This window comes from Candidatus Campbellbacteria bacterium (assembly GCA_024653945.1).
Classification (GTDB): Bacteria; Patescibacteriota; Minisyncoccia; order Phycocordibacterales; family EsbW-18; genus EsbW-18.
In genome coordinates, this window is the sequence record JANLIT010000003.1 from 1 (window position 1) to 22,798 (window position 22,798).

Sequence of the window (22,798 nt, forward strand, 5' to 3'; positions counted from 1 at the left end):
CACAAGCTGCACTTATTGAATTCCAGATTGCACACGGTATTACTCCCGCACTCGGCTACTTTGGTGTGAAAACGAGAGGAGTGGTGGAGGGGAGGTAGAAAAGACCAAACATTTTTGTGATAAAATCGTCTCATGAAAGCATTGGGTGATTTTAATAAAACAGAACGTATGCGAGCGATTCGTGATGAACTTCTTGTGTTCACACAATCACCTCTGTACGAATACCGAACACGAAATAAGTATTTTCCTGTTATTGGAGAGGGAAGTCACCTCGCCTCTATTATGTTTATTGGTGAAGCACCGGGGAGAAATGAAGCAGAAAAAGGAAAACCATTTTGTGGAGCCGCAGGACGAATTCTTGACGAATTACTCACACACATTGGACTTAATCGCGACGCTGTATATGTCACCAACATTGTTAAAGACCGTCCTCCAGAAAATCGAGACCCGACACCTGAAGAAATTGCCTTGTACGGTCCTTTTCTTGACAGACAAATTGCAATTATTCAACCAAAAGTGATAGCGACACTCGGGCGTTTTTCTATGGCGTATGTTATGGAGCGTCTTGGACTCCAAAATCAAATTGAACCAATTAGCAAAGCCCATGGAAAAAGGTATACTGCTACAGCATCATACGGGACTGTGGATATTGTTCCTCTATACCATCCCGCTTCGGCGCTGTACTCGCGGGCATTACTTCCTACACACAAAGCAGATATAGAAATTCTAAAAAACTATCTATGAAATACCACAAAAAAGTACTCAGGAACGGCATGCGTATCGTTGTTGCGCCCATGAAAGACAATCCAACAGTAACCGTTATGGTGCTCGTTGAAGCGGGTTCTCGATATGAAAACAAACGCATGAACGGTATTTCTCACTTTCTTGAGCATATATGTTTCAAAGGGACCTCCAAACGACCCCATTCGGGTGATATTTCACACGAGCTTGACTCATTGGGAGCCGAGAGCAATGCGTTTACTGGTGACGAGGTTACGGGGTATTGGGCAAAAGGACGTGCGCACCAATTTGACCGTATTCTTGAAATCGTTTCGGACTTATATTTAGACCCACTTCTACCGAAAAACGATATTACAACAGAGCGGGGTGTCATTATTGAAGAATTGAATATGTATGAGGACCTGCCACAACGAATTGTGCACGACGTTCTTGGAAAACTTATGTACAAAGATCAGCCCGCAGGACGTCCGATTATTGGTCCAAAAGAAAATTTACTTCGATTTAGACGTCCAGATTTTATTACCTACAGAAATGAACATTACATTGCGCCAAAGACAACGGTTGTTGTTGCAGGAAACGTTTCAGTTGCCGAAACAGAGAAAAAAATAGCGACATATTTCTCACATCTTCCCAAGGCGAAATATGTTCCGCGTGCTAAGACAAAAGAGCACCAGAAAACACCCCAACTATTATTGAAAGCAAAAAAAACAGACCAGACACACTTTGTTCTCGGGTTTCGCTCATTTGACCTTTTTGATAAACGAATTCCAACACTTGAAGTGCTTGCAACAATTTTGGGTCGCGGTATGAGTTCACGTTTGTTTAGAAAGTTGCGGGATGAAATGGGTGTGTGCTATTACGTACGCGCTGGAGATGAAACATCCACCGATACGGGCGTCTTCAAAATTGCTTCTGGTGTTGATACAAAGCGTTTTGAGGAGGTGTTGCAAGAGATACTCAACCAAGTTCGTCGAATAAAAAATGAGTTAGTTGGTCCGGTGGAGCTTGCAAAAGCAAAAGAAATCATCATGGGACGCACACAGATGGGACTTGAGTCATCAGATGATGTTGCCAACTGGTTTGGTGAACAAGAAATTCTTCGTAAAAAAATTCAAACACCAAAAGAAGCGCTCAAAGAAATCTCGGCGGTTACTGCGAAAGATGTACAGAAAGTTGCTCGGGAGATTTTTAGAAATAACAATCTCAATCTTGCCACCGTGGGACCCGTCAAAAACACACCGAGATTGAAACGTATTCTCAAGGTTTAACTATGCCCTCACAAGAAATTAGAAAACGATTCCTAGAATTCTTTGCAAAGCGGGGTCACGCCATCATTCCGTCTGCCTCCCTTGTCCCTGAGGGAGATGCTTCAACGCTATTTACGACTGCGGGCATGCAACCACTTGCGCCGTACCTTCTCGGCGCACTACATCCAAAAGGAAAACGGGTTGTCAATATTCAAAAGTGTGTGCGTACGGGAGATATTGATGATGTGGGTGATAACCGACACCTTACTTTTTTTGAAATGCTCGGCAACTGGTCATTTGGCGACTATTTTAAAAAAGAAGCAATCGCATGGAGTTATGAATTACTTACGTCAAAAGATGAGGGGTTCGGATTAGATTCTCAACGTTTGTACGTGACGTGTTTTGAAGGCAATGATGATGCGCCACAAGATACTGAATCGTTTGAAACATGGAAAGATGCCGGCGTTTCCGAAGAGCATATCTTTTTCTTAGGTGCAGATGACAACTGGTGGAGTCCTGGAGACAATGGTCCTTCTGGCCCTGATACTGAAATGTTTTATGACCTGAAACCAGAGCAAGGAGAGATTGTTGGACATGATGCATTTGTGAGAGCAACCAATACCGGGCGCGTTGTTGAGATTTGGAATGATGTGTTTATGGAATATGAGCGTCGTGATGGAAAAGTTATTGAAAAACTTGTACAACAAAACGTAGACACAGGCGCAGGACTTGAGCGTCTTGCAACCGTCCTACAAGGAAAACAAAATGTGTTTGAAACTGACCTGTTTGCACCGCTTATGGAGGTTACTCCAAAAGGCGATGAGCAAAAACAACGTATAATCGCCGACCATATTAAGGCTGCTGTTTTTATGATTGCTGACGGCGTTACTCCTTCAAATACAGATCGTGGATATGTGGTTCGAAGACTTATAAGAAGAGCTGCAACAAAGGCATTCTCCTTAGATTCAGATTATGGCAGTAAAAATTTTAATGTTCTTGCACAAGTAGTGATGGATCTATACCCAGTATATATGAACAAGTCTCAACAAGAGGCCGTAAAAGAAGTAATCAGTCTTGAGATTCGTAAGTTCAGAGCCACTATAGAGAAAGGGCTTATGGAAGAGAAAAAGGGGACAGACCCATTTGTACTTTTTACAACATACGGCATTCCATTTGAAGTTACGCAAGAACTTGCGCGCGAGCGAGGTGAAGAAAGAAACGAAATGGAGTTCAGGGAGAAGATGAAAAAACACCAGGAGGTGTCCCGTGCAGGTGCTGAGCAGAAATTCAAAGGCGGGCTCGCCGACGCCGATTCGCCGGAGGTTGTCAGACTCCACACAGCAACACATCTTCTCAATCAAGCACTCTATGATGTGTTGGGTGAACACGTGTCTCAAAAGGGAAGTAACATTACACCTGAGCGCCTTCGGTATGACTTCTCACATCCTCAAAAAATGACCGACGAAGAAAGGAAACGCGTTGAAGAAATTGTGAATGAAAAAATCAAAGACAGTATGCCCGTACACCAAGTGATGCTGTCGCGTGACGAGGCGGAAGCAACAGGCGCACGTCATGCATTCAATGAAAAATATGGGGACACTATCTCCATCTATTACATCGGCGATTCACTTGAAGGTGCGTATTCAAAAGAATTCTGCGGTGGTCCACATGTACACAACACAAGTGAACTCGGCTACTTTAAAATAATAAAAGAAGAAGCTGTTTCATCTGGCGTACGGCGAATTAAAGCAGTGCTTGAGTAGCGTAGAAGATGCTACACTATACGCAACATGTCCTTTATGTCTTTTTTATCGGGAGCAAAAAAACAAGATGAGCGTAGCTTTCTTGTGTGCTGTATTGAAAGTGGTGCGGTACACGTAGCGCTTCTTCTTGTGTACCCACAAAATAAACCATTCATTGTGCACAGTGTTTCAAAAGTGATTCCATTTCAAGAAACACCCAACCACGAACGATGTACTGCGACAACACTGCAGGCACTTGTGGATGCATGTAATGGGGTTGTTACCAAAGGTGTTCCATATGTTTCTTCACAAAAAGTACAGCATGGCCACATTGATCACATCTATTGTGTGTATGGTTCTCCGTGGTACATCTCTCAAACACAGGAAGTCAACATTGAAAAAGAAAATCCAATCATCATAACAGACAAAACGCTACCTGAACTGGTAAAACAATACACCCCAACCGATTCGCTCCATGCTGTGGTTACCGACGAAAAAGATGCTGTGTATATTTTAGAACAAAGCATTGTTGGTATACGCCTCAATGGGTACGCTGTTGATACGCCAATTGGAAAAGAGGCAAAACACATCTCGTTTTCTGTTTCTTCAGGAGCAATCTCAAATCAATTTCGCCTCTATGTTGAAGAAAGTATTTCTCGGTTCTTTTCAAACATTTCATTTACACACCACTGTGCTCCAACAATGGAATTTTTTGGCATACGAGACATGTTGGCAACAGAAAATACCTTTTTAATTATTGATGTATCCGCAGAAGTAACTGATGTATCTGTTGTTCGTAATGGAACCCTTAAAGAAACCGCCTCATTTCCATACGGAACACATTCTGCTCTTCGTTCGTTTTCACATTCCGCCAACATTCTTTCAAGTGAAACACTTGGAGCAGTACGCTCTCTTCAAGCAAACAAGTTGGATACCAAAATCACAAAGTTGTACACAGAAGCCGCACAAAAGGCGGAGGGTGAATGGAGAACATTCTTTGAAAAAACTCTTCTTGAACTTGAACAGGGTGGTGGTATTCCCACATCAGCATTTATTCTCGGAGAATCCTCCGAATTTGTGCTGGTACAAAAACTCTTTATACCCACAAATAAAATTACCAATCCACGCACCGGATCTCCGCTTGTAGTTACCACACTTACAACTGATGCGTTGAAATCCTTTTGCCTCGTTCGAGAAGGCGTTCAACTTTCGCATCCACTTCTTATATTCTCATCTCTCTATATCCACAAAACTATTGCTATGGCGAAAGGCAAAAGGGGAGTACAATAAAAGAACATTACTATAAGTCGTATTTTATTATATGCAGGATTTTGTACCACCAGAGAAAAAATCAATTCGTAACATTTCTATTGAACGACCTCAGACGTTTTCGTCACGGGGAGATGACGTGAACATATCGCCGGAAAATTTTGGTGTAACACTACCTCCACGAAATATGCCACATTCAGGAAAGGGGCCAAAATTGTATCTCCTCTGGGGAGGTATCGCTGTCGCCGTACTTCTTGTATTTTTTGGTGCAAGTGCACTCTTTGCCAGTGGACAAGTAACCATTCATCCAAAATCAGTTCTCGTAAATCTTGATCACTCTTTTAAAGCATCATTGGCACCGGTTGATACTGAGGTTGGTTTTGATGTTATTACTCTTGACAAAGAATCCAGTAAAGAAGTCTCTGCAACGGGGCAAGAACGCGTTGAACGACCCGCATCAGGAACAATTGTGGTGTACAATAACTTTGACGAAAAAACACAAAAACTCATCACTAACACACGATTTCAAACACAGGAAGGTCTTGTGTACCGAATCAAGGAATCAATCACCATTCCCGGTCAGCACAAAAATGAAAAAGGTGAAATTGTTCCGGGAAGTATTGAAGCGGAGGTATTTGCAGATACTGCTGGTGAAAAATACAACATTGGTTTGAGCGATTTTACCATTCCAGCTTTCAAAGAACAGAATGATCCACGTTTTGCAGGCTTTTACGCTCGTTCAAAAACTCCAATGACCGGAGGATTTGCTGGAACGGTAAAAACAGCATCTTCTGCAGACACAAAGAAGGCATACGACGAACTTACCGCTGAACTCCAAACCGCCCTTCAACAAGAAATACTTGGGGCAGTTCCTGCAGGGTTCCTTCCTGTTTCTTCAACAATCCAAACAGCATTTCAGACATTACCGAACGCAGACGGGGCGAGCGATTCGTCAGTTTCAGTTCGCGTAAAGGGAAGTGCCTCACTGATTGCCGTTGACGAAACAAAATTAGGCGCGATGGTTGCCCGAGTTATGGTATCTGGGTACGACGGTAGTGATGTGTATTTTAAAGACCCAAGCGCTCTTTCAATCGAGCCCACCGCTTCCTCAACCAAGTTCTCAACTCTTTCTGAAATTGAATTCAAAATTATGGGAGCCACTGACCTTGTGTGGAAATACGACGCCGAACAACTTGCGGGTGACATCGCAGGGAAAAGTAAATCATCTGCAAAAGAGATTATTGCCACATATCCTGGAATCGAAAGTGCTGAGATAGTAGTGCGCCCAATCTGGCGAATGTCATTCCCGGCAAATGCTGAAAAGATTGAAATTCTTACATCAACCGAATAGCTCTATTCATGACACGTCAACCAGAAGGCTCCGAAATAATGCAGGGAATTGTTGTTGAAGCACTTGCAAACGCTCATTTTCGTATTCAGCTTGATAAACCATCAGTAAACCTTGCCCTCGGTGAAGGAGAAGAAAAACCCCTTGTTATCAGCTATTTGGCAGGAAAAATGCGTCTTCACCGCATCAGAATCATCGTTGGAGACCGAGTTGAGGTTCTTGTAGACCTCTACGGCGGAAAACCACGTATAATTCGAAGATTATAGCCATGGGGATAGGGAAGGTGTTGCGCCCTGAAAATGATTGTGTTATTCTGTTCAGGTCTTATCGTTTGAGGCGAATGTGTCTCAGAAGACGTCTGGACTAGACGCCTTTTTGTATCTTTACAGAGTCAGACAACAGAAAACAGTTTTATATGAAAGTCAAGTCATCTATTAAAAAACGCTGTATCAAATGTAAGCTCGTCCGTCGCAACGGACATCTTCGTGTTGTGTGCGAAAACCCTCGCCACAAACAGCGCCAAGGATAGTCAGACAGCCCGTAGCTTCATTAGCTTGTAGCTTTATGAAGCAAACAAAAATTAAATGTATATTAAATCTAATAAGCTAACGAAGCTAAATAAGCTAAAAAGCTAGTATGAGAATCGCTGGAATTACACTTCCTGATAAAAAGCAGATGGAGTTCGCCTTGACCGCGGTATACGGTATTGGTCGTGCACGAGCACTCAAAATTCTTGCTGTAGCCAAAGTGCCTGCAGACAAAAAAGCTGTAGACCTTTCAGAAAAAGAAGAAAACGCAATCCGAAAAGCACTCGAAGGATACGTTCTTGAGGGTGATTTAAAACGAGAAGTGTCCGGAAACATTAAGCGTTTGAAGGATGCCGGTTCATACCGCGGTATGCGCCACAGTCGTCGTTTGCCAGTTCGTGGTCAACGCACAAAAACAAACTCACGAACAGTTCGTGGAAACGTACGTAAGACTATGGGTTCAGGAAAACGTAAGGTTGAACTCAAATAGTCATATTTTTATATTTATATGGGTAAAAAACGCATTGCAACAAAAGCGGGAGGAACTGAGGGGTCGGCACAAGGTGCTGGATCCAAACTCGCACGTAAAAAGCTTGATAAAGGCGTTGTGCACATTGAGGCTACCTACAATAATACGAAACTCGCGCTTACGTCATTGGATGGAAAGGTTGTTACGTGGTCATCAAGCGGTTCACTTGGTTTTAAAGGAGCAAAAAAAGGCACACCATTTGCCGCAGCTAAAGTTGGCGAGCTCATCGGAGAACGCGCAAAACAAATTGGCGTACGTGAAGTCGGTGTCATTGTAAAAGGTGTTGGTTCGGGACGAGAATCAGCCATTCGTTCTCTTGTTGCAAAAAGTGGAGCACTTATTTCTTTTATTCAAGACAAGACGCCCGTTCCATTTAATGGTCCACGTCCTAAAAAGCCACGTCGTGTGTAATCTTTTTTTACCATGTTGAAACCGAAAAAATTCAAAATCGCACGCCGTCTTGGTCCCGCTGTATATGAGCAAGCTCAAACAGAGCGTTTTGCGTTGTCTGAGGCACGAAAGAAAAAGGCCGCACCAAAAGACAAGCATCGCAAAAACATCTCTGCGTTCAACGTAGCACTGAAAGAAAAACAGCGTGTTCGTTTTCACTACGGTATTTCAGAACGCCAATTTGCACGATACGTGAAAGAATCAATGGCAAAGAAGGGCAATCCCGTAGCGCTTTTGTTTGCTCGCCTTGAGCAACGCCTCGATAACGTCGTCTACCGCATTGGGCTTGCTCCAACACACCGTGCGGCACGCCAAATGGTATCTCACGGACACATTGCTATTGCCGGCAAGCGCATGCGTGTTCCATCCCACCAAGTATCTGAAGGAACCGTTTTTTCAGTTCGCGAAGGTAGCCAAACATCAAAACTGTTTTCAAAAGAGGGTGATGAAAAGACGTCAACAGCAACAATGCCTAATTGGATTTCATTAGATGAAAAAAAGAAGGAATGGAAAATAGTCGGAATTCCATCCCTCGAATTACTACAGCCAGGTTTTAATTTAAATGCGGTTATTGAGTTTTATTCTCGATAAACGTTTAGTAATGTAACGATTTAGTTATGGATTATACAATACACTTGCCATCACAGCCGAAGGTTATTACTGAGAAAGGTCATGCGGGTATGTACCAAATTGACGGATTGTATCCGGGGTATGGTCACACACTTGGTAACTCTCTCCGTCGTATTATTCTCTCATCTATTCCAGGTGCGGCAATTACTGCGGTCAAAATTGACGGTGTGCCTCATGAATTTTCAACAATCGACGGAGTTAAAGAAGATGTGGTAAATATTTTGCTCAACCTCAAGCAAATTCGCTTTGAAATGATTACCGAGGAACCTCAAACAGTCACCTTGACTGCAAAAGGTCCTGCAAAAATTACCGCAAAAGATATTACACTTCCTGGACAATTAACGATTTTAAATCCAGACGCATATATCTGTGAAGTCACGGGAAAAAACAGTGTGTCTATTGAAATGACTGTTGAAAAAGGTTTGGGATATGTTCCAAAAGAAAATCTTCACCGCGACCGCATTGAAATTGGAACGATTGTGCTTGATGCAGCATTCACACCTATTCGCCGAGCAACCTACGAGGTTGAAAACATGCGTGTTGGTGACCGAACAGACTTCAACCGTATCAAAATGTTTATTGAGACCGATGGTACGATTACTCCACGAGCCGTGCTTGAACGTTCAATCAACACTATGATTCAGCAACTCCGTGCCATTGTTGGTTTCCAGGAAGAAAATTTTGAAGAAGAAATTGTCAAAGAATCCCGCGCCGGAGAAGACGCTGGTGAAACAGCAGACCACGCAGGAGATGCCGGAGACGATACAAAGGAATTTCTCAAAACACGCATTGAATCACTCAGTCTTTCAACACGAACCGAAAACGCGCTCACATCCGCAAACATCCGCACTGTTGGCGGTTTGGTACGAAAGAAAGAGGCAGATTTATTGGAAGTAGAAGGTCTTGGAGACAAGGGTTTGCAGGAAATTCGCCGTGCCCTTGCAAATTATGGTATTATCCTCCGACAGTAAAAATGTATGCGACACGGTAACGTACAACGAAAATTCGGACGAGAAAAGGACCAGCGCTTGGCGTTGATGCGCTCTTTGGCGTCCTCACTCATTCTGCACGGCTCAATGCAGACGACTCTTCCTCGTGCAAAAGAAATACGACCGTTTGTCGAAAAACTGCTTACGAAGGCCAAAAACCCAACACTCGCCAATCGTCGAATACTTATTTCGACCCTTGGTACCACGGACCACAACATTACCGACAAACTCATTGAACGAGCAAAGACGTACGCAGACCGTCCGGGTGGCTACACACGCATCACAAAGGTTGAAACACGTGCGAGTGATGCGGCACCACAGGGAGTAATTTCATTTGTATAATTGTATGAAAACACTTGATGCACAAGACAAAAAATTGGGTCGTCTCGCTTCTGAGATTGCCCGTATCTTGCAAGGAAAAGATGCCCCTGATTACGCACGAAACACGTATCCAAAGCACGAGCTAAAAGTCATCAACGTGTCTAAGATGGCCATTTCGGCGACAAAGTTGCGCACAAAAGATTACACACACCACACGCAGTATCCGGGTGGTTTCCGCCGACGCACTCTTGAGGCAGTGGTAAATCAAAAAGGATATGGGGAAGCACTCCGCAAGGCCGTGTACGGTATGCTCCCACATAACAAACTTCGTGCTCAAATGTTAAAGCACCTAACGTTAGAAGAATAATATGGCTACAAAAACCGAAACAACAAAAAAGAAAGACACACGCTACATCGAGACCATTGGTCGTCGAAAAGAAGCACATGCGCGTGTTCGTGTCATTCCAAACCACAAGGGTACCATTACGGTGAACGACCGACCGTACAAAGAATTTTTTCCAGTTCCTGATTTGTACCACAGTGTGACCGATCCGTTGACCGTTGTTGAAATGAAAGAAGCATCTATCACTGCAAAGGTTGCAGGTGGTGGTATCCGAGCACAAGCTGAAGCAATCCGATTGGGAGTTGCCCGAGCACTTCTTCGTTTCAATCCAGAATTTCGAGCCGCCCTTAAAGCTGCTGGCTATCTCAGACGTGATGCCCGTAAAGTTGAACGAAAGAAACCAGGTCTCCGCAAGGCACGCCGTGCACCACAATGGAGTAAGCGTTAGAGTACTAACGCTTACTCCGGTGCGCTCTCGCGTGCCGACACATTACCTTTCGTCACCCCCGTGATCTTTTATCTGATATCTTTCTATGACACACCACAAAAAAGATACTCCAAAACCTGAAATTGATACCAATGAGGTCACTTTTGAAGAGGTGGAGTCAGAAGGTGCTTCGTCATTTCACGCAAAAGATATTAAGACGCTCCGTGAGGAACTCAAAGCGTGTCAGAAAGAACGTCAGGAATACCTTGAAGGATGGCAGAGAGCAAAAGCGGACCTTATCAATTTCAAAAAAGAGACCGATACCAACCGCCGCAAAGTGGTGTCTCTTGCAACAGAAGATGTCATTACCGAACTCATTCCAGTATTGGACAGCTTTGATATGGCATTCCAAAACACCGAACATTGGAATTCTGCACCAGAAAGTTGGCGCCGTGGCGTTGAATATATTTACAGCCAACTCCTCTCAATCCTTGCGAATCACGGCGTCACACAGCTCTCGCCACTAGGTGAACAGTTTAATCCACACGTACACGACTCACTAGAGACCGTTTCTGTTGACAGTGCAGACCAAGAGGGTAAAATCATTGCCGTTACACAAAAAGGATACCAACTACACGAAAAGCTCATTCGTGCACCGAAAGTCAGTGTTGGTCATTTTGAATAATCCATTATCAAGCAATTAAGCTTATTACAAACATATGGGAAAAGTACTTGGTATTGATCTAGGAACAACAAACAGCGCAATGGCAGTGATGGAAGGTGGTGAGCCTCGTATTGTTGAAAACAACGAAGGAGGACGCACTACACCGTCTGTGGTAGCCATCTCAAAGACGGGCGAGCGACTCGCAGGTCTTATTGCGCGTCGTCAGGCCGTCACGAATCCTCGCAATACCATTTACGGCATCAAACGCCTCATGGGACACCGTTTTGATGAGGATACAGTCAAGAAAGAAAAGACCGCGGTGCCCTTTGAAATTGTACAAACAGACGATGGGGGAGCGGGTGTCAAAATGAACGACAGCGTCTACCGTCCAGAAGAAGTGTCGGCAATGATTCTCTCAAAACTCAAAGCCGATGCTGAAGCAAAACTCGGTGAGAGCATCACCGAAGCCGTTATTACCGTACCTGCATACTTCAACGACTCACAACGAAAAGCAACGAAAGACGCTGGCAAAATTGCAGGTCTTGAAGTACTACGCATCATCAACGAACCAACCGCCGCAGCTCTCGCATACGGTTTAAATAAAAAAACAAACGAAAAAATTGTTGTCTTTGACTTCGGAGGAGGAACATTTGATATTTCCGTTCTTGAAGTGGGTGACGGGGTTGTAGAAGTAAAGGCAACAGGAGGAGACAGTCACCTCGGTGGGCGCGATATTGACCAAAAGATTGTTCGCTACATTGTGGATGAGTTTAAAAAGGAAAGTGGTATTGATATTTCAAAAGACCCGCTCGCACTTCAGCGCTTGGATGAATCGGCAGAAAAGGCAAAGCACGAGCTCTCTACAACAACAGACACGGAAATCAACATTCCCTTCATTACGTCGGACAGTTCTGGTCCTCGTCACTTACTTCTCAAAATCACACGGGCAAAACTTGAGGAAATCGCACAAGAATTTGTTGACCGTGCACTCACAATTGCCAAGCAAGTGATGGGTGATTCGCCATTCAAAATTGCTGAAATTGATGAAGTGGTACTCGTCGGAGGACAGACACGTATGCCGGCAATTCAAAACGCCGTGAAAGAGTATTTTGGCAAGGAACCGAACCGAAGCATTAACCCTGACGAAGTGGTGGCTGTTGGTGCAGCTATTCAAGCGGGCATTCTCCAAGGGGACGTTCGTGATGTGCTCTTACTTGATGTCACACCACTCTCACTTGGTATTGAAACACTCGGCGGTGTTGCCACAAAATTGATTGATAAGAATGCAACAATTCCAACAAGTAAATCACAAGTATTCTCAACTGCATCAGACAACCAAACATCCGTCGAAATTCACGTGGTGCAAGGTGAGAGACCAATGGCAACAGACAACCGCACACTTGGACGATTTATTTTGGACGGTATTCCACCATCACGCCGAGGTATGCCTCAAATTGAAGTGTCCTTTGATATTGATGCAAACGGTATCTTTATGGTGAAGGCAAAAGACAAAACATCGGGCAAAGAGCAATCCATCAAAATTGAAGGAAGTGGAGCACTTTCTGACGACGATATTAAGCGCATGCAGGCAGACGCAGAAAAACACGCTGACGAAGACAAGAAAAAGAAGGAACTTGCCGATGCACGCAACAATGCCGATCACTTTATCGCAACAGCAGATAAGGCGCTTCTTGATGCGGGTGACAAACTGCAAAGCGATGTTGTAACAGGTGTTCGTACCAAAATAGACGCACTCAAGAAGGCACTTGAAGGAACTGACGTTGCATCTATCACGACATCCACATCAGAGCTTTCAACTGAAATGCAAAAGATTGGTGAAGCAATGAGTAAAACGCAGACAACTGCAGACAGTACGCAGACCAACGCGGAAGAAACTCCACCCACCGACGTCAAATCGGAAGACACTGGTGAGAAAAAGGACTAATCTTCCAACGTCTAACTTCTAACCTCTAACTTCCACTTTATATGAAAGTCCATTCCAAGGTTGGCTCAAAGAAGGGACGACCGACGTACCGCACGCCATCCACATTTATTGCGCGCAGTGCAGACAGAACAGCCCGCACACGATTTCAAAAAGTACAACAGAAACGCCGACAAAACCCGTACTAATTTATCACGTTAGAGATCTTTCAGTTATGTACTACATCTACATACTCCAAAGTTCAAAAACAAATCGATTATATACTGGGAGTACGAATGACCTGCGGAAACGCCTAAAACAACACAACGAAGGCAAAAGTTACTGGACAAAGCGATATATACCCTGGAAAATCATATACTATGAAGCCTGCCAAAATGAACAAGATGCACGAGCACGAGAAAAATACCTCAAAACGGGTGGTGGTGAACGTTTTATCAAACAGCGCATTGGGCGTTTCCTATCTCTAATGTAAACCATTTATCACGTTAGAAATTTCACAGTTATATTTTCTCACATTCAGATAGAATTAAGAGTATGATTACACACACCAGATTACAGACGATAACGACGAAAATGCCCTGCATTTTCTATTTCTAATGTGATGTCTAAGGACTATTACAACGTACTCGGAATCGAACGAAACGCGTCACAGGACGAGATTAAGAAGGCGTTTCGCAAACTTGCCCACGAACACCACCCCGACAAAAAGGGAGGTAACGAAGCAAAGTTTAAAGAAATAAACGAGGCATACTCCGTACTCGGGGACGATGCAAAACGTTCTCAATATGATCAGTACGGAAGCGCATTTGCCAACAATGCCGGAGGAGGTCCACAAGGATTTTCTGGGTTTGATGGTTTTGATTTCTCTCAGTTTACACAAGGCCAAAACGCAGGCGGTTTTGAATTTGATTTAGGAGATATTTTTGGCGACATGTTCGGCGGAGGTATGCGCAATCGAACCCGTCGAGGACGAGATGTATCCATTGATATAGAGCTTTCATTCAAGGAATCTATTTTCGGCACAGAAAGAAAAGTACTCGTCACCAAAAACTCCACGTGCAGTGTCTGCTCTGGTAATGGGGGCGAACCAGGAAGTTCAAAAGATATCTGCGCCACCTGCAACGGCAAAGGAAAAATCAGAGAAACAAAAACGTCTCTCTTCGGCACATTCCAAACGGTTACCACATGCAGTACGTGCAGGGGAGTCGGTGAGAAATATAAAACAGCGTGCCACAAGTGCAAGGGTGCGGGTATTGTAAAAGAACAGGAAGAAGTACGCATTGCCGTGCCTGCGGGTATTGAAGATGGAGAAATGATTCGTCTCACGGGCCGAGGTGAAGCAATCCAAAACGGTTCTGCTGGTGATTTATACGTCAAAATTCATGTTGAGTCGCACAAAGTATTCACCAAAGAGGGAAGTGACCTACTCATGGATTTAAACATCAAGCTCTCAGATGCGCTCATGGGCGTGGTACAGACGATTGAAACACTCGACGGCAGTATTGATGTCACCATTCCTCCAGGCGTGAAGCCAAATCAAGTGCTTCGAGTAAAAGGAAAAGGTGTGCCTCACGGCGACAACAAACGAGGTTCATTGCTTATCACCGTCCACTTCCTCATGCCTGAGAAGCTGACAAAAAAAGCCCGCGAGTTGATTGAGGAGCTCAAAAAAGAGGGACTGTAAATAGTAGCTAGTAGTTGGTAGCTGGTATGCGGGGGGAGAGAATTTCAAATAACAAAGATAAAATTTTGATAAAGTCACGCCATACATATATAGTATAGCTTGACAGAAGGAGGCGTTTAAACGTAGTATAGATTTCAACACCACACATATGCCTATTTCAAAATCTCTAAAACTAAGTATTAATATCTCAAAGCAGGGGAAACGCTATGTTGCATACTCTCCCGCCCTTGATATTGCAACGAGTGGCAAATCAAAACGAGATGTTCAAAGCAAATTCATGGAACTTGTAGAAATTTTCTTTGAAGAAATTGAAGAGAAGGGTACTTTTGAGCAGGTACTCACCGATCTCGGTTGGAAAAAGGTACGAAATGTTCTCCAACCACCTCTTGTGTCTCACCAAACAATGAACGTACGCATTCCTGCGTTCGCATAAAACTATATGGGCGGAATCGGCTCAACACACTGGAAGGAGTTTGAAAAATTCCTTCTGGCGATTGGGTGTACATTTGTGCGTGAAAAAGGTGACCATCGGGTCTATGCAAAGAAAGGTCTAGCGCGTCCTGTTATTATTCCACGCGATACTGCGTTACCTGCTTTTATTATTCTCAACAATCTCCGAACATTGAGTGTTTCTAGAAAAGAGTATCTTGCGTTTTTAAAAAGGGGGAAGAAAAAATAATGCTATGAACGAAAAGGCACCGTATAGGGACGCGCCCATATGAAGTACCTTTTCCTCGGAATATCTCCATAATAGATGACCCGTTCCCTGTGTCAAGCACCAAAAAGGACTCATTTTAGAAAGATTTTAAAGTAGTGGAGGTTGGGCGTTAGGAGTTGGAAGTTGAATGGTCCAATTGACCCCATGTTCGCTGGGGATTTTTATAAAAAGAAAACGCTCGGGGAAATTCCCGAGCGCTCGTTGCACCACATTGCTGTTGTGTTACCTGATAGCGAGCTTGAGCTCGCGCCACACCTGAATCTTGACGCCGTTGAGTGAACCTGCAAGTCGCCGGGTGATTTCAGCAGAGGTTTGCAGGTCTTCACTGGAGAGAGACTGCTCCAAGAACTCTTTCTTGGAGAGCTTTGCAACTTCTCCAAGCCGCGAATCCCTCTCTGCTTCGAGCGCGTCGAGGAACACGGAAGCGATTTCCTTGGCGACCTCCTTGTTTTCTGGTTTGAAATCTTGTCGCCCCGGAGTAGAGTAGAACGTCTGGTGGTCGTCGACGTAGGCGCTCACGTGCATGGCCTCCACAACCCACCCGATATTTGGGTTGCGAACTCGATTGGAGACGCCTTCACCGCCCGACCCAAGCTGACCCATATAGATCCTGTCGCTCGGCAGACTCCTGGTCCGCGGGGCCCACGAAACACTCCATGCGCCCCACGGATGCGGAGTGAGAACACCATTCTCGAAGGAGACGGGCATTCCCTCCATCCAATAGTTTCCCGTGACGAGCGCGGGAATCCGCGGGTACTCGATGAAGAACGGGGGAACGAAAATCATCAGGACGAGGAGAATAAAACTCAAGGTCTCCGCTACTTCGTCCGACCCACCATTCTTCTTGACCAGCTTGTTGTTGCGGAACTTCTTTCCGAACCAGTCCTCGAAGTACTTGATGGTGAGGAATCCGACGATGACGACGGTAAGAATCCATGCGATCATGACGTTTCTCCTGTGGCGTTGGCCACCCTAGATTTGACTACGTTTATGTGATTTTGCAACGGATACGGTCTAAGGGGTATTATACAGGATTCACTAAAAAAGTCAAGGATATAGCGTTTTCTTTTGCTATTTTAGCTCGATTTTATCTACGCACAGTAGAGTGAGTGGATGCAGGAGAACAACTTTGCATTCATAGATAGTCAGAATCTCCACATTTCAATTACACGGCTTGGGTGGAAACTGGATTTTAAAAGATTTCGCGTCTATCTTCGTGAAAAATACCATGTACAAAAAGCGTACCTGTTTATTGGCTATGTGGAAGAAAATGCTTCTTTGTACAGGTCTCTGCAGGAAAAAGGCTACGTTTTAATATTTAAGCCAACTCTTAAAAACAGTGGCGGTGCTATAAAAGGCAACTGTGATGCTGAACTTGTGTTGCAGGTGATGATCGATTATCCAAATTATGACAAAGCCGTTATAATTTCAGGAGATGGTGATTTTCACTGCCTCGTTAAGTACTTGATAGAAAAACAAAAACTACAATGCATTATTGTTCCAGACAGATTTAAGTTTTCAGCATTATTAAATTTTGAGCCAATAAAGCCCTTTCTTAGATTTGCGAATGATTTAAGGATTAAACTTGAGTATAAAAAGAAAAGGCCCCACAAGGACGAAACCTTGTAGGGTAATCTTTTCCATTCGAGATCTTGATATAAGTATATTCTATCCAATCTTGTTGTCAAGTGCCTTGGAGACACATTTTTATAAAAAATTTATCGGTAAAAACAAAAAATCCGCCGAAAGGCGGGTTTTTTGTAAGCGCTTGGCTACGGTTTGGATAAACATTGACCGTGAGAGGGCAAGCCCATCCAAGCGCTACAGACAGCATACAGGAGGCCTGATAAAAAATCAATAAAGTGGGTAAATCGCCCTATATAAAGAGGTACAAACAATGCTATCCACACCTCTTGCAAAGTGTGTGGGGAGTGATGTATAGTATGAGAGTATCAATACGAAAAAGGACCCGAACGGTGTAGTGCCTAAGGGGCCTTTTTCATTTGTGCTTGTATTCTATCTTTGCACGAACATCTTTTTCTCCAAGATTATCAAAAAATTCACCACCCAAACCTTTGTACAAAGAAGATGCGAAATCCGCATTTGGAAAAAGCATTTTACCAAATCGGCTTCTTTTTATCAGAAAATCAACTACTTTTTTATAATCTCCATCTCCAGAAACAATGAATACTTTTCCAAATGTTTCATTATCGGCAACCTTCTTCATAATTTCAAACACAATATCAGAATCAACATTTCCTTTTTTCTTACCTTTCAATGCAGACGAATGTTCTCTGAAGGCGAGGATAAAACCTGCTTTTTGAAGATTTTGATAGAGATCCTGCTCAATATCAGATATAAAACCAAGGAAATAATACGCCTCAGTTATGTTGTATTTATCTTTCAAATAGACCCGCAATCTTGCATGATTAACCATCCATCCTTTTTCTTTTGTTCCAAGATGGAGGTTCTGTCCATCTATAAAAGCAATGTTTCCGGTGGGGTTTGTATTTTCAGTCATTCGGACATTTTACCACAACGTGCTTTCTACATACCACTCCCCACATACTATTTTCGCCTACTACTTCTTTGCCATTTGCCATTTGAAATTTGCTATTTTGCCCGCTTCCTACTTACTACTTTTCCCGACGTTTTAGTCGGGACCCCGACCGTAGCGTCGGGGCTACTTATCCTTGCTTACTACTTTATACTTACTACTTATTTCATGGTATTCTTGAGATGAAGTTTTGATAAAGTCCTTAAAAAATGAGAGTGGGGGTTGAAGAAGGAGGGGGTGTAGAACACAGCGGTAAACGCTGTGTTTTTTGTATAGGGTTGATAAAATTTTGATAAGAGAGCAGAATCCAGGTGTTAGTGAGTAGTTGTCTTAGTTCAAGTCCTAGGAACACAGCCACCCCGTGTTAACACGAGGTACATAATTGTATATGCAGTTAATATCTCAACGGATTTTTATAGCAGAAATAAATCGCTTAAAGCAGTTAGCAATCACTGCTAGTTATTCTTTTGAACAAACCAGAAAAGTTCTAACTGACGAAGTCAAAAAACCTGATTTCAACAGAGAATCAAATATCATTTTAAATGAAGATATAAAAAATAGTTCACTGAAAGTTTTTACAGTTCTTCATAAATTAAAATCTCAGGCACCTAGATATCTTCAGGAGCTTTTGTTTACAAGATTAATTTCGGCACTAGAAATTTTTTTAATTGATTCAATAAGAGAAATAGGAAAAATTACTCCAGAAAATTTTAAATCAAAAGAGTTAGTCCCTTACACCAGAGAACAAGTTTTATCATTTCTAACCATCGAAGAATTACAAAACTCACTTATTGAAAAAGACTGTAGACAGCTCTCTTCCCTTGGCTTCCAAGAGATTACAAAGTTTTATAAGAATAAGCTTGGGATTGATTACCATTCTCTCCATCCTGGTATTACGAGGCTTGAAGAATATCATGAGAGGAGGCATATACTTGTTCATAGGCTAGGGCAGGTAGATGATTTCTATAGACATAAATATAATTCGACAGCTAAAAGATTATCTGTGGACTTTTCTTATCTTAATGAGGTTATTGATAATTTGTTTCGGTTTTCAGAAGAATTAAACCAAAAGATTGTAAAGGAATTGTTTGGGATTTCAACATTACCTCAACCTGGGAACAATAGAAATCTGTACGTGTTAGAGATAAGAAATGCTAACATATTACCAGATTGTCTTAAACCAGCCTATCAAATACGCAAGGGAGAAAATACTGTTGATCTACAAGGTATTCTACTAATTAGTTCAATCAAAAACGGAAGATTAACTATGGTAGTTGAAGGTGATACAGAAATAATTACTTTATATTCGAAAGCAATACATCGCGCCCACGTAAGTGGTGAGTTGAAAATAAAATTTGCTAATCCTAGAAAATTAGATAGGTCATTTTTTCCAAACAAGTATAGAGAAAAATGGATAAAGAGAGAACTTGAAGAACCCGGGGGAGATGCTCAAGATACGTCATTATAATTATCACAAAAGTATTGAAGACGACCTTATTGGGTAGGGAGATGGGGATCAGACACCTTTTGTAGAAAAATTATCCAATAAATTATGCACTTTTCAAGGTGTGTTTTTGGGTGTATGGTGAGGTTATGAAAAAGAATCTTCTATTTTTATTTGCTGCGATCTTTCTTTTCCCGTGGGTGACATACGCACACCCTGGAAGAACGGATGCGTCTGGCTGTCACACATGCCGAACTAACTGCTCAAACTGGGGATTAAGTACGGGTGAGTACCGTTGTCATAACGCAAAAGCACTTCCTCAACCAGAAGCGCCAATACGTAGTCATTATGGAGAGGGTGGCACAGGCACAACAGAACCATGGCCAGATTACGAAGCACCAACACCAGGTGTTGCTCCAACGGTAATTATTCCACCTGTTGTAAAAAAGGATGTTTCAAAAGAAGTTCCTATTATAAAAAAGAATACACAGCCCGTCGTTCCCATTGTTAGTCCAATCACAGTCCAACCAAAACGGAATTGGTTTATAAGACTATTTAACTTCCTTTTCTAAAATTACTCACCCTAGTTATTTTTATGGAAAAACAAAAACTGAACAAGGGAACTGGCACTATCGGAATGATATTTACTACTGTCTTCATTCTTTTTATTTTGTGGATTTTTTTGGCGGCCTACTAGGGGGTGATAACAATGATAAGTATAGAGTGAATGTGGACTGTAGTGATCCGATGACTGCCAAATATAATGATTTTTGTAATGGAAATGATGAAGCTAAGTTACAAGAAGAGAACGCGAAGGACTTTGACTACAATAATTCTTTTCGTGGGTATTAGTCACAAATAAGGAAAGGTTATCTTTAAAAACGGCAGAAATGGGACCGGGCACCTTTTATAGAAAATTACCCAATAAATTATGCACTTTTCAAGGTGTGTTTTATGTGTGGTTCAAAAAGGGTTTAAATGGTGCTAGAGTGTACTCATACAAGAGATAAAGTTTTGATAAAGTCCTAAAAGGAGTTGGGGAAGAAGGGACTATGATAAGGTGTAGCTAAAATACAACAGAGTTATGGCAAATTCAGATTTTTTACGACAAAATAAAAACCAACACGCGGTAAAAAATAGTCTGTCAAAGAAAATGGACAGTAGTATTGATCGCGCGGTTAGAATGCTTACTCGCCGACTTCAAAGAAAGTATCCTAATCTCAAATTTGAGCACACTTCAAAACTAATGCTGGGAGATATAATTACTGAGATGGGAAATCGTTACCCACAATATAAAGATGCCGTAGCGGCAGTTATGGGTACAAGTTTCATAAAACCTGACGGTGGTTTTCTTTATGCAACAGATTCTAGTGGTAAACGAAAACTTATTTTAGTGGCTGAGGTAAAAAGACAAGGAACAAATGATAAACGCGCCTCAGAAGGTTTAAAAAAACAAGCAAAAGGAAATGCAATAGAACGTCTTGGAAAAAATCTTATCGGTATCAGGGCACTTTTTAAAGAAGACTCGGTATTGCCATTCATTTGTTTTGGTAGTGGGGACGATTTTAGTCCTGGTTCAAGTATTTTGGATCGAGTAATAACAATGAATGACTATTTTCCTCTAAACAAACTTTTTGTTAAGAAGAACTTTTTACCATTTGAACCAGTATCAATGTTTTTCCGTTACAAAAGTTGGAGTGAATTGGAAATGATCAGGGCGATGGAACAGGTCGCGCAAACAGCCATTGAACACTACTTTGGTATTACTTAATCCTTCGTGAGAATCCAGAGCAATTCTTGTACTTTAATATTCCTATTGCGTAGATTTCTTGAACCACGATATGCGTTGTAATCCTGTTCTACAAGTGTCCATGAACCATGCTCAGAAAGTATTTCTTTAAATTTCTTAATGGGTATTAGTCCTTCGTTGTTGTAGGAAATGACAATAATTTTTGCCCTGGTGTTTGTCAACAACTCCTCCATCGCAAGTTCTGCTTCTTTACGCTTATTATACGCAGACCTCTGCCAGTTTTTTACTATTCCACTAACACCTGGTTGTATCTCACAATCTTCCTTTCCCTCATTAATAATATTCAACATGAAGTAATTTGAACCATATGGATGTTGATTGTATGGTGGATCATAATAGACCAAATCAAACTCCGGCAAATTTGGGTTTTTTACAAACTTATTTATATCTTCTCTAGATACATATACATTACTTTCAAAATCTGAAAATATTGGAGTATCTAATACAATTTCTTTTTTTATCCTTTCAAGGGCATTTTCTCCCCGCCCACCAAAGTGACCTATATCGTTTTTTTTGTGAAATCCTTTAAAAACACCTGAGGTGTTTGTGTGTATAGAAGCTTTAACTAAAAGAGATGCTAAACAAAAAACTTGATATTTTTTGGGGACTTCGTCAATAAGTCTTCTCATATTATCAATAATTTTTGCGTTTTTATTTGTATAGAACACACGCTCTCCGTGTTTTATCACATGATCATTTTTGGGCGCATAGTTTTTCTCAATAAAGCCGGTGTATCCTTTTGGAAAGTTTAATTTTTCAGAATTGAGCCATTTAATATAGGTCTCCAATTTTTCTAAGTCCAAAGAAGTTTTATTTGCTAGATAAGCTTTATTTATGGTCTTCGTATAGCCTTCAAAATCATTGGTATATAAATCACTAGCAAATACCTTGAGCAAACGTGAGACTGACCCGCTGCCAGCAAAACCATCAAGGATAATTAGTTTTTCTTTTCCAAGTTTTTTTCTAATTTCCAAGAATTGTTTATATAAAAACGGAAGTAGTCTTCTTTTGTTTCCTATATAAGTAATCAAGTGGGAATTAAAAAAAGGACTTTCGAGATCAACATTCTCAACGATATCCTGAGAAAACAAGGTTTTCTTAATTTGTGGTATTTTTGTTCTGTTTGTCATGACTTTCTATGATTATACCTGAAACTTTGATTTTATATTTACTCATCGTTTAAAGATACATCATATAAAACAACAAATAAAATTTTGATAAAGTCTATTTTAAAAACTCCAAAAACGTGTTGTGGTTCATGGGCTTGATAAAATTTTGATAAAGGAGCAGAATCCAAGTGTTAATAGGGAGCCGTTTTGGTTCGAGCACTAGACTGACAGCAGTCTAGAAAAGTATCGAAGGCCCCCAAGGGGTTAAGGTGCCCCCTGATGCCATTACCTCTTCGCTAATGTAAAC

27 protein-coding genes and 1 pseudogene are annotated in these 22,798 nt (G+C 42.1%); 25 read left to right on the forward strand and 3 right to left on the reverse strand.

From position 1 onward, the window contains the following. Positions 1-132: 132 nt before the first annotated feature. From NUW02_01745 to NUW02_01845, 21 genes are all read left to right on the forward strand, one after another. The gene (locus NUW02_01745; GenBank protein ID MCR4274751.1) at positions 133-744 is read left to right on the forward strand and encodes a uracil-DNA glycosylase; all 612 of its coding nucleotides are present in this window, start codon (positions 133-135) and stop codon (positions 742-744) included. Next, the gene (locus tag NUW02_01750) at positions 741-2,009 is read left to right on the forward strand and encodes an insulinase family protein (GenBank protein MCR4274752.1); all 1,269 of its coding nucleotides are present in this window, start codon (positions 741-743) and stop codon (positions 2,007-2,009) included. Before NUW02_01745 ends, NUW02_01750 begins: the two co-directional genes overlap by 4 nt. Before the next feature lie 2 nt (positions 2,010-2,011). After that, a complete protein-coding gene (locus NUW02_01755; GenBank protein MCR4274753.1) occupies positions 2,012-3,751 on the forward strand; it encodes an alanine--tRNA ligase in 1,740 nt (579 codons plus the stop codon). Positions 3,752-3,787: 36 nt separating this feature from the next. After that, entirely contained in the window at positions 3,788-5,020 is a 1,233-nt protein-coding gene (locus tag NUW02_01760; GenBank protein ID MCR4274754.1) for a hypothetical protein, read from the forward strand. A 31-nt stretch (positions 5,021-5,051) separates the two neighbouring features. Next, entirely contained in the window at positions 5,052-6,350 is a 1,299-nt protein-coding gene (locus NUW02_01765) for a hypothetical protein (GenBank protein MCR4274755.1), read from the forward strand. Positions 6,351-6,358: 8 nt separating this feature from the next. Further along, on the forward strand, positions 6,359-6,613 hold the full coding sequence (gene infA, locus NUW02_01770) for a translation initiation factor IF-1 (GenBank protein ID MCR4274756.1): 255 nt from the start codon (positions 6,359-6,361) through the stop codon (positions 6,611-6,613). A gap of 149 nt (positions 6,614-6,762) precedes the next feature. Continuing rightward, complete coding sequence (gene rpmJ / locus NUW02_01775; GenBank protein MCR4274757.1) at positions 6,763-6,876, forward strand: 50S ribosomal protein L36; 114 nt, start codon at positions 6,763-6,765, stop codon at positions 6,874-6,876. Positions 6,877-6,983: 107 nt separating this feature from the next. After that, positions 6,984-7,364, forward strand: a complete 381-nt coding sequence (gene rpsM / locus NUW02_01780; protein ID MCR4274758.1) for a 30S ribosomal protein S13 — start codon at positions 6,984-6,986, stop codon at positions 7,362-7,364. Between the two features lie 18 nt (positions 7,365-7,382). Next, positions 7,383-7,814, forward strand: a complete 432-nt coding sequence (gene rpsK / locus NUW02_01785) for a 30S ribosomal protein S11 (protein MCR4274759.1) — start codon at positions 7,383-7,385, stop codon at positions 7,812-7,814. A 12-nt stretch (positions 7,815-7,826) separates the two neighbouring features. Next, a complete protein-coding gene (rpsD, locus tag NUW02_01790) occupies positions 7,827-8,444 on the forward strand; it encodes a 30S ribosomal protein S4 (GenBank protein ID MCR4274760.1) in 618 nt (205 codons plus the stop codon). Between the two features lie 26 nt (positions 8,445-8,470). Next, complete coding sequence (locus NUW02_01795) at positions 8,471-9,454, forward strand: DNA-directed RNA polymerase subunit alpha (GenBank protein ID MCR4274761.1); 984 nt, start codon at positions 8,471-8,473, stop codon at positions 9,452-9,454. 6 nt (positions 9,455-9,460) lie between these two features. Further along, on the forward strand, positions 9,461-9,814 hold the full coding sequence (gene rplQ / locus NUW02_01800) for a 50S ribosomal protein L17 (GenBank protein ID MCR4274762.1): 354 nt from the start codon (positions 9,461-9,463) through the stop codon (positions 9,812-9,814). A 4-nt stretch (positions 9,815-9,818) separates the two neighbouring features. Continuing rightward, positions 9,819-10,160, forward strand: coding sequence for a 50S ribosomal protein L13 (gene rplM, locus NUW02_01805; protein ID MCR4274763.1), 342 nt, complete (start codon positions 9,819-9,821; stop codon positions 10,158-10,160). 1 nt (position 10,161) lies between these two features. Beyond that, positions 10,162-10,584, forward strand: coding sequence for a 30S ribosomal protein S9 (gene rpsI / locus NUW02_01810; protein MCR4274764.1), 423 nt, complete (start codon positions 10,162-10,164; stop codon positions 10,582-10,584). A gap of 85 nt (positions 10,585-10,669) precedes the next feature. After that, positions 10,670-11,248, forward strand: a complete 579-nt coding sequence (locus tag NUW02_01815) for a nucleotide exchange factor GrpE (protein ID MCR4274765.1) — start codon at positions 10,670-10,672, stop codon at positions 11,246-11,248. A 34-nt stretch (positions 11,249-11,282) separates the two neighbouring features. After that, the gene (gene dnaK, locus NUW02_01820) at positions 11,283-13,172 is read left to right on the forward strand and encodes a molecular chaperone DnaK (GenBank protein MCR4274766.1); all 1,890 of its coding nucleotides are present in this window, start codon (positions 11,283-11,285) and stop codon (positions 13,170-13,172) included. A 41-nt stretch (positions 13,173-13,213) separates the two neighbouring features. Next, a complete protein-coding gene (locus tag NUW02_01825; protein MCR4274767.1) occupies positions 13,214-13,357 on the forward strand; it encodes a hypothetical protein in 144 nt (47 codons plus the stop codon). Positions 13,358-13,383: 26 nt separating this feature from the next. Next, positions 13,384-13,641 carry a GIY-YIG nuclease family protein gene (locus NUW02_01830; protein MCR4274768.1) on the forward strand — a complete coding sequence of 86 codons (258 nt, stop codon included), beginning with the start codon at positions 13,384-13,386 and terminating at the stop codon, positions 13,639-13,641. Positions 13,642-13,770: 129 nt separating this feature from the next. Further along, a complete protein-coding gene (gene dnaJ / locus NUW02_01835; protein ID MCR4274769.1) occupies positions 13,771-14,853 on the forward strand; it encodes a molecular chaperone DnaJ in 1,083 nt (360 codons plus the stop codon). Between the two features lie 148 nt (positions 14,854-15,001). Beyond that, positions 15,002-15,286 carry a hypothetical protein gene (locus tag NUW02_01840; protein ID MCR4274770.1) on the forward strand — a complete coding sequence of 95 codons (285 nt, stop codon included), beginning with the start codon at positions 15,002-15,004 and terminating at the stop codon, positions 15,284-15,286. Between the two features lie 6 nt (positions 15,287-15,292). Continuing rightward, a complete protein-coding gene (locus tag NUW02_01845) occupies positions 15,293-15,532 on the forward strand; it encodes a type II toxin-antitoxin system HicA family toxin (protein ID MCR4274771.1) in 240 nt (79 codons plus the stop codon). Between the two features lie 261 nt (positions 15,533-15,793). On the opposite strand, the gene NUW02_01850 is transcribed toward NUW02_01845, so the two are convergent. Continuing rightward, a complete protein-coding gene (locus NUW02_01850; GenBank protein ID MCR4274772.1) occupies positions 15,794-16,516 on the reverse strand; it encodes a hypothetical protein in 723 nt (240 codons plus the stop codon). A gap of 168 nt (positions 16,517-16,684) precedes the next feature. On the opposite strand from NUW02_01850, the gene NUW02_01855 reads away from it, so the two are divergent. Then, positions 16,685-17,200, forward strand: a complete 516-nt coding sequence (locus NUW02_01855) for an NYN domain-containing protein (protein MCR4274773.1) — start codon at positions 16,685-16,687, stop codon at positions 17,198-17,200. 370 nt (positions 17,201-17,570) lie between these two features. Here the strand turns inward: NUW02_01855 and NUW02_01860 are convergent, their stop codons facing one another. After that, entirely contained in the window at positions 17,571-18,092 is a 522-nt protein-coding gene (locus NUW02_01860) for an NYN domain-containing protein (GenBank protein ID MCR4274774.1), read from the reverse strand. Positions 18,093-18,516: 424 nt separating this feature from the next. Here NUW02_01860 and NUW02_01865 point away from each other — a divergent pair, with 424 nt between their 5' ends. From NUW02_01865 to NUW02_01875, 3 genes and pseudogenes are all read left to right on the forward strand, one after another. Further along, the gene (locus tag NUW02_01865) at positions 18,517-19,596 is read left to right on the forward strand and encodes a hypothetical protein (GenBank protein MCR4274775.1); all 1,080 of its coding nucleotides are present in this window, start codon (positions 18,517-18,519) and stop codon (positions 19,594-19,596) included. 125 nt (positions 19,597-19,721) lie between these two features. After that, a pseudogene (locus NUW02_01870) lies at positions 19,722-19,877 on the forward strand (YHYH domain-containing protein). 779 nt (positions 19,878-20,656) lie between these two features. Continuing rightward, positions 20,657-21,343, forward strand: coding sequence for a hypothetical protein (locus tag NUW02_01875; GenBank protein ID MCR4274776.1), 687 nt, complete (start codon positions 20,657-20,659; stop codon positions 21,341-21,343). Here the strand turns inward: NUW02_01875 and NUW02_01880 are convergent. Next, positions 21,340-22,512, reverse strand: coding sequence for a DNA adenine methylase (locus NUW02_01880; protein MCR4274777.1), 1,173 nt, complete (start codon positions 22,510-22,512; stop codon positions 21,340-21,342). The two genes, NUW02_01875 and NUW02_01880, sit on opposite strands and share 4 nt — an antisense overlap. Positions 22,513-22,798 lie beyond the last annotated feature (286 nt).

Bases quoted from the DNA above. Each gene is read 5' to 3' on its own strand.
- rpsI (MCR4274764.1), top strand. From the start codon at position 10,162: ATGGCTACAAAAACCGAAACAACAAAAAAGAAAGACACACGCTACATC.
- NUW02_01825 (MCR4274767.1), top strand. From the start codon at position 13,214: ATGAAAGTCCATTCCAAGGTTGGCTCAAAGAAGGGACGACCGACGTAC.
- rpsD (MCR4274760.1), top strand. From the start codon at position 7,827: ATGTTGAAACCGAAAAAATTCAAAATCGCACGCCGTCTTGGTCCCGCT.
- dnaK (MCR4274766.1), top strand. From the start codon at position 11,283: ATGGGAAAAGTACTTGGTATTGATCTAGGAACAACAAACAGCGCAATG.
- infA (MCR4274756.1), top strand. From the start codon at position 6,359: ATGACACGTCAACCAGAAGGCTCCGAAATAATGCAGGGAATTGTTGTT.
- NUW02_01880 (MCR4274777.1), bottom strand. From the start codon at position 22,512: ATGACAAACAGAACAAAAATACCACAAATTAAGAAAACCTTGTTTTCT.
- NUW02_01760 (MCR4274754.1), top strand. From the start codon at position 3,788: ATGTCTTTTTTATCGGGAGCAAAAAAACAAGATGAGCGTAGCTTTCTT.
- NUW02_01850 (MCR4274772.1), bottom strand. From the start codon at position 16,516: ATGATCGCATGGATTCTTACCGTCGTCATCGTCGGATTCCTCACCATC.
- NUW02_01745 (MCR4274751.1), top strand. From the start codon at position 133: ATGAAAGCATTGGGTGATTTTAATAAAACAGAACGTATGCGAGCGATT.
- rpsM (MCR4274758.1), top strand. From the start codon at position 6,984: ATGAGAATCGCTGGAATTACACTTCCTGATAAAAAGCAGATGGAGTTC.
- rplM (MCR4274763.1), top strand. From the start codon at position 9,819: ATGAAAACACTTGATGCACAAGACAAAAAATTGGGTCGTCTCGCTTCT.
- NUW02_01865 (MCR4274775.1), top strand. From the start codon at position 18,517: ATGCAGTTAATATCTCAACGGATTTTTATAGCAGAAATAAATCGCTTA.
- NUW02_01855 (MCR4274773.1), top strand. From the start codon at position 16,685: ATGCAGGAGAACAACTTTGCATTCATAGATAGTCAGAATCTCCACATT.
- NUW02_01795 (MCR4274761.1), top strand. From the start codon at position 8,471: ATGGATTATACAATACACTTGCCATCACAGCCGAAGGTTATTACTGAG.
- dnaJ (MCR4274769.1), top strand. From the start codon at position 13,771: ATGTCTAAGGACTATTACAACGTACTCGGAATCGAACGAAACGCGTCA.
- NUW02_01750 (MCR4274752.1), top strand. From the start codon at position 741: ATGAAATACCACAAAAAAGTACTCAGGAACGGCATGCGTATCGTTGTT.
- rpsK (MCR4274759.1), top strand. From the start codon at position 7,383: ATGGGTAAAAAACGCATTGCAACAAAAGCGGGAGGAACTGAGGGGTCG.
- rplQ (MCR4274762.1), top strand. From the start codon at position 9,461: ATGCGACACGGTAACGTACAACGAAAATTCGGACGAGAAAAGGACCAG.
- NUW02_01840 (MCR4274770.1), top strand. From the start codon at position 15,002: ATGCCTATTTCAAAATCTCTAAAACTAAGTATTAATATCTCAAAGCAG.
- NUW02_01815 (MCR4274765.1), top strand. From the start codon at position 10,670: ATGACACACCACAAAAAAGATACTCCAAAACCTGAAATTGATACCAAT.
- NUW02_01830 (MCR4274768.1), top strand. From the start codon at position 13,384: ATGTACTACATCTACATACTCCAAAGTTCAAAAACAAATCGATTATAT.
- NUW02_01845 (MCR4274771.1), top strand. From the start codon at position 15,293: ATGGGCGGAATCGGCTCAACACACTGGAAGGAGTTTGAAAAATTCCTT.
- rpmJ (MCR4274757.1), top strand. From the start codon at position 6,763: ATGAAAGTCAAGTCATCTATTAAAAAACGCTGTATCAAATGTAAGCTC.
- NUW02_01765 (MCR4274755.1), top strand. From the start codon at position 5,052: ATGCAGGATTTTGTACCACCAGAGAAAAAATCAATTCGTAACATTTCT.
- NUW02_01860 (MCR4274774.1), bottom strand. From the start codon at position 18,092: ATGACTGAAAATACAAACCCCACCGGAAACATTGCTTTTATAGATGGA.
- NUW02_01755 (MCR4274753.1), top strand. From the start codon at position 2,012: ATGCCCTCACAAGAAATTAGAAAACGATTCCTAGAATTCTTTGCAAAG.
- NUW02_01875 (MCR4274776.1), top strand. From the start codon at position 20,657: ATGGCAAATTCAGATTTTTTACGACAAAATAAAAACCAACACGCGGTA.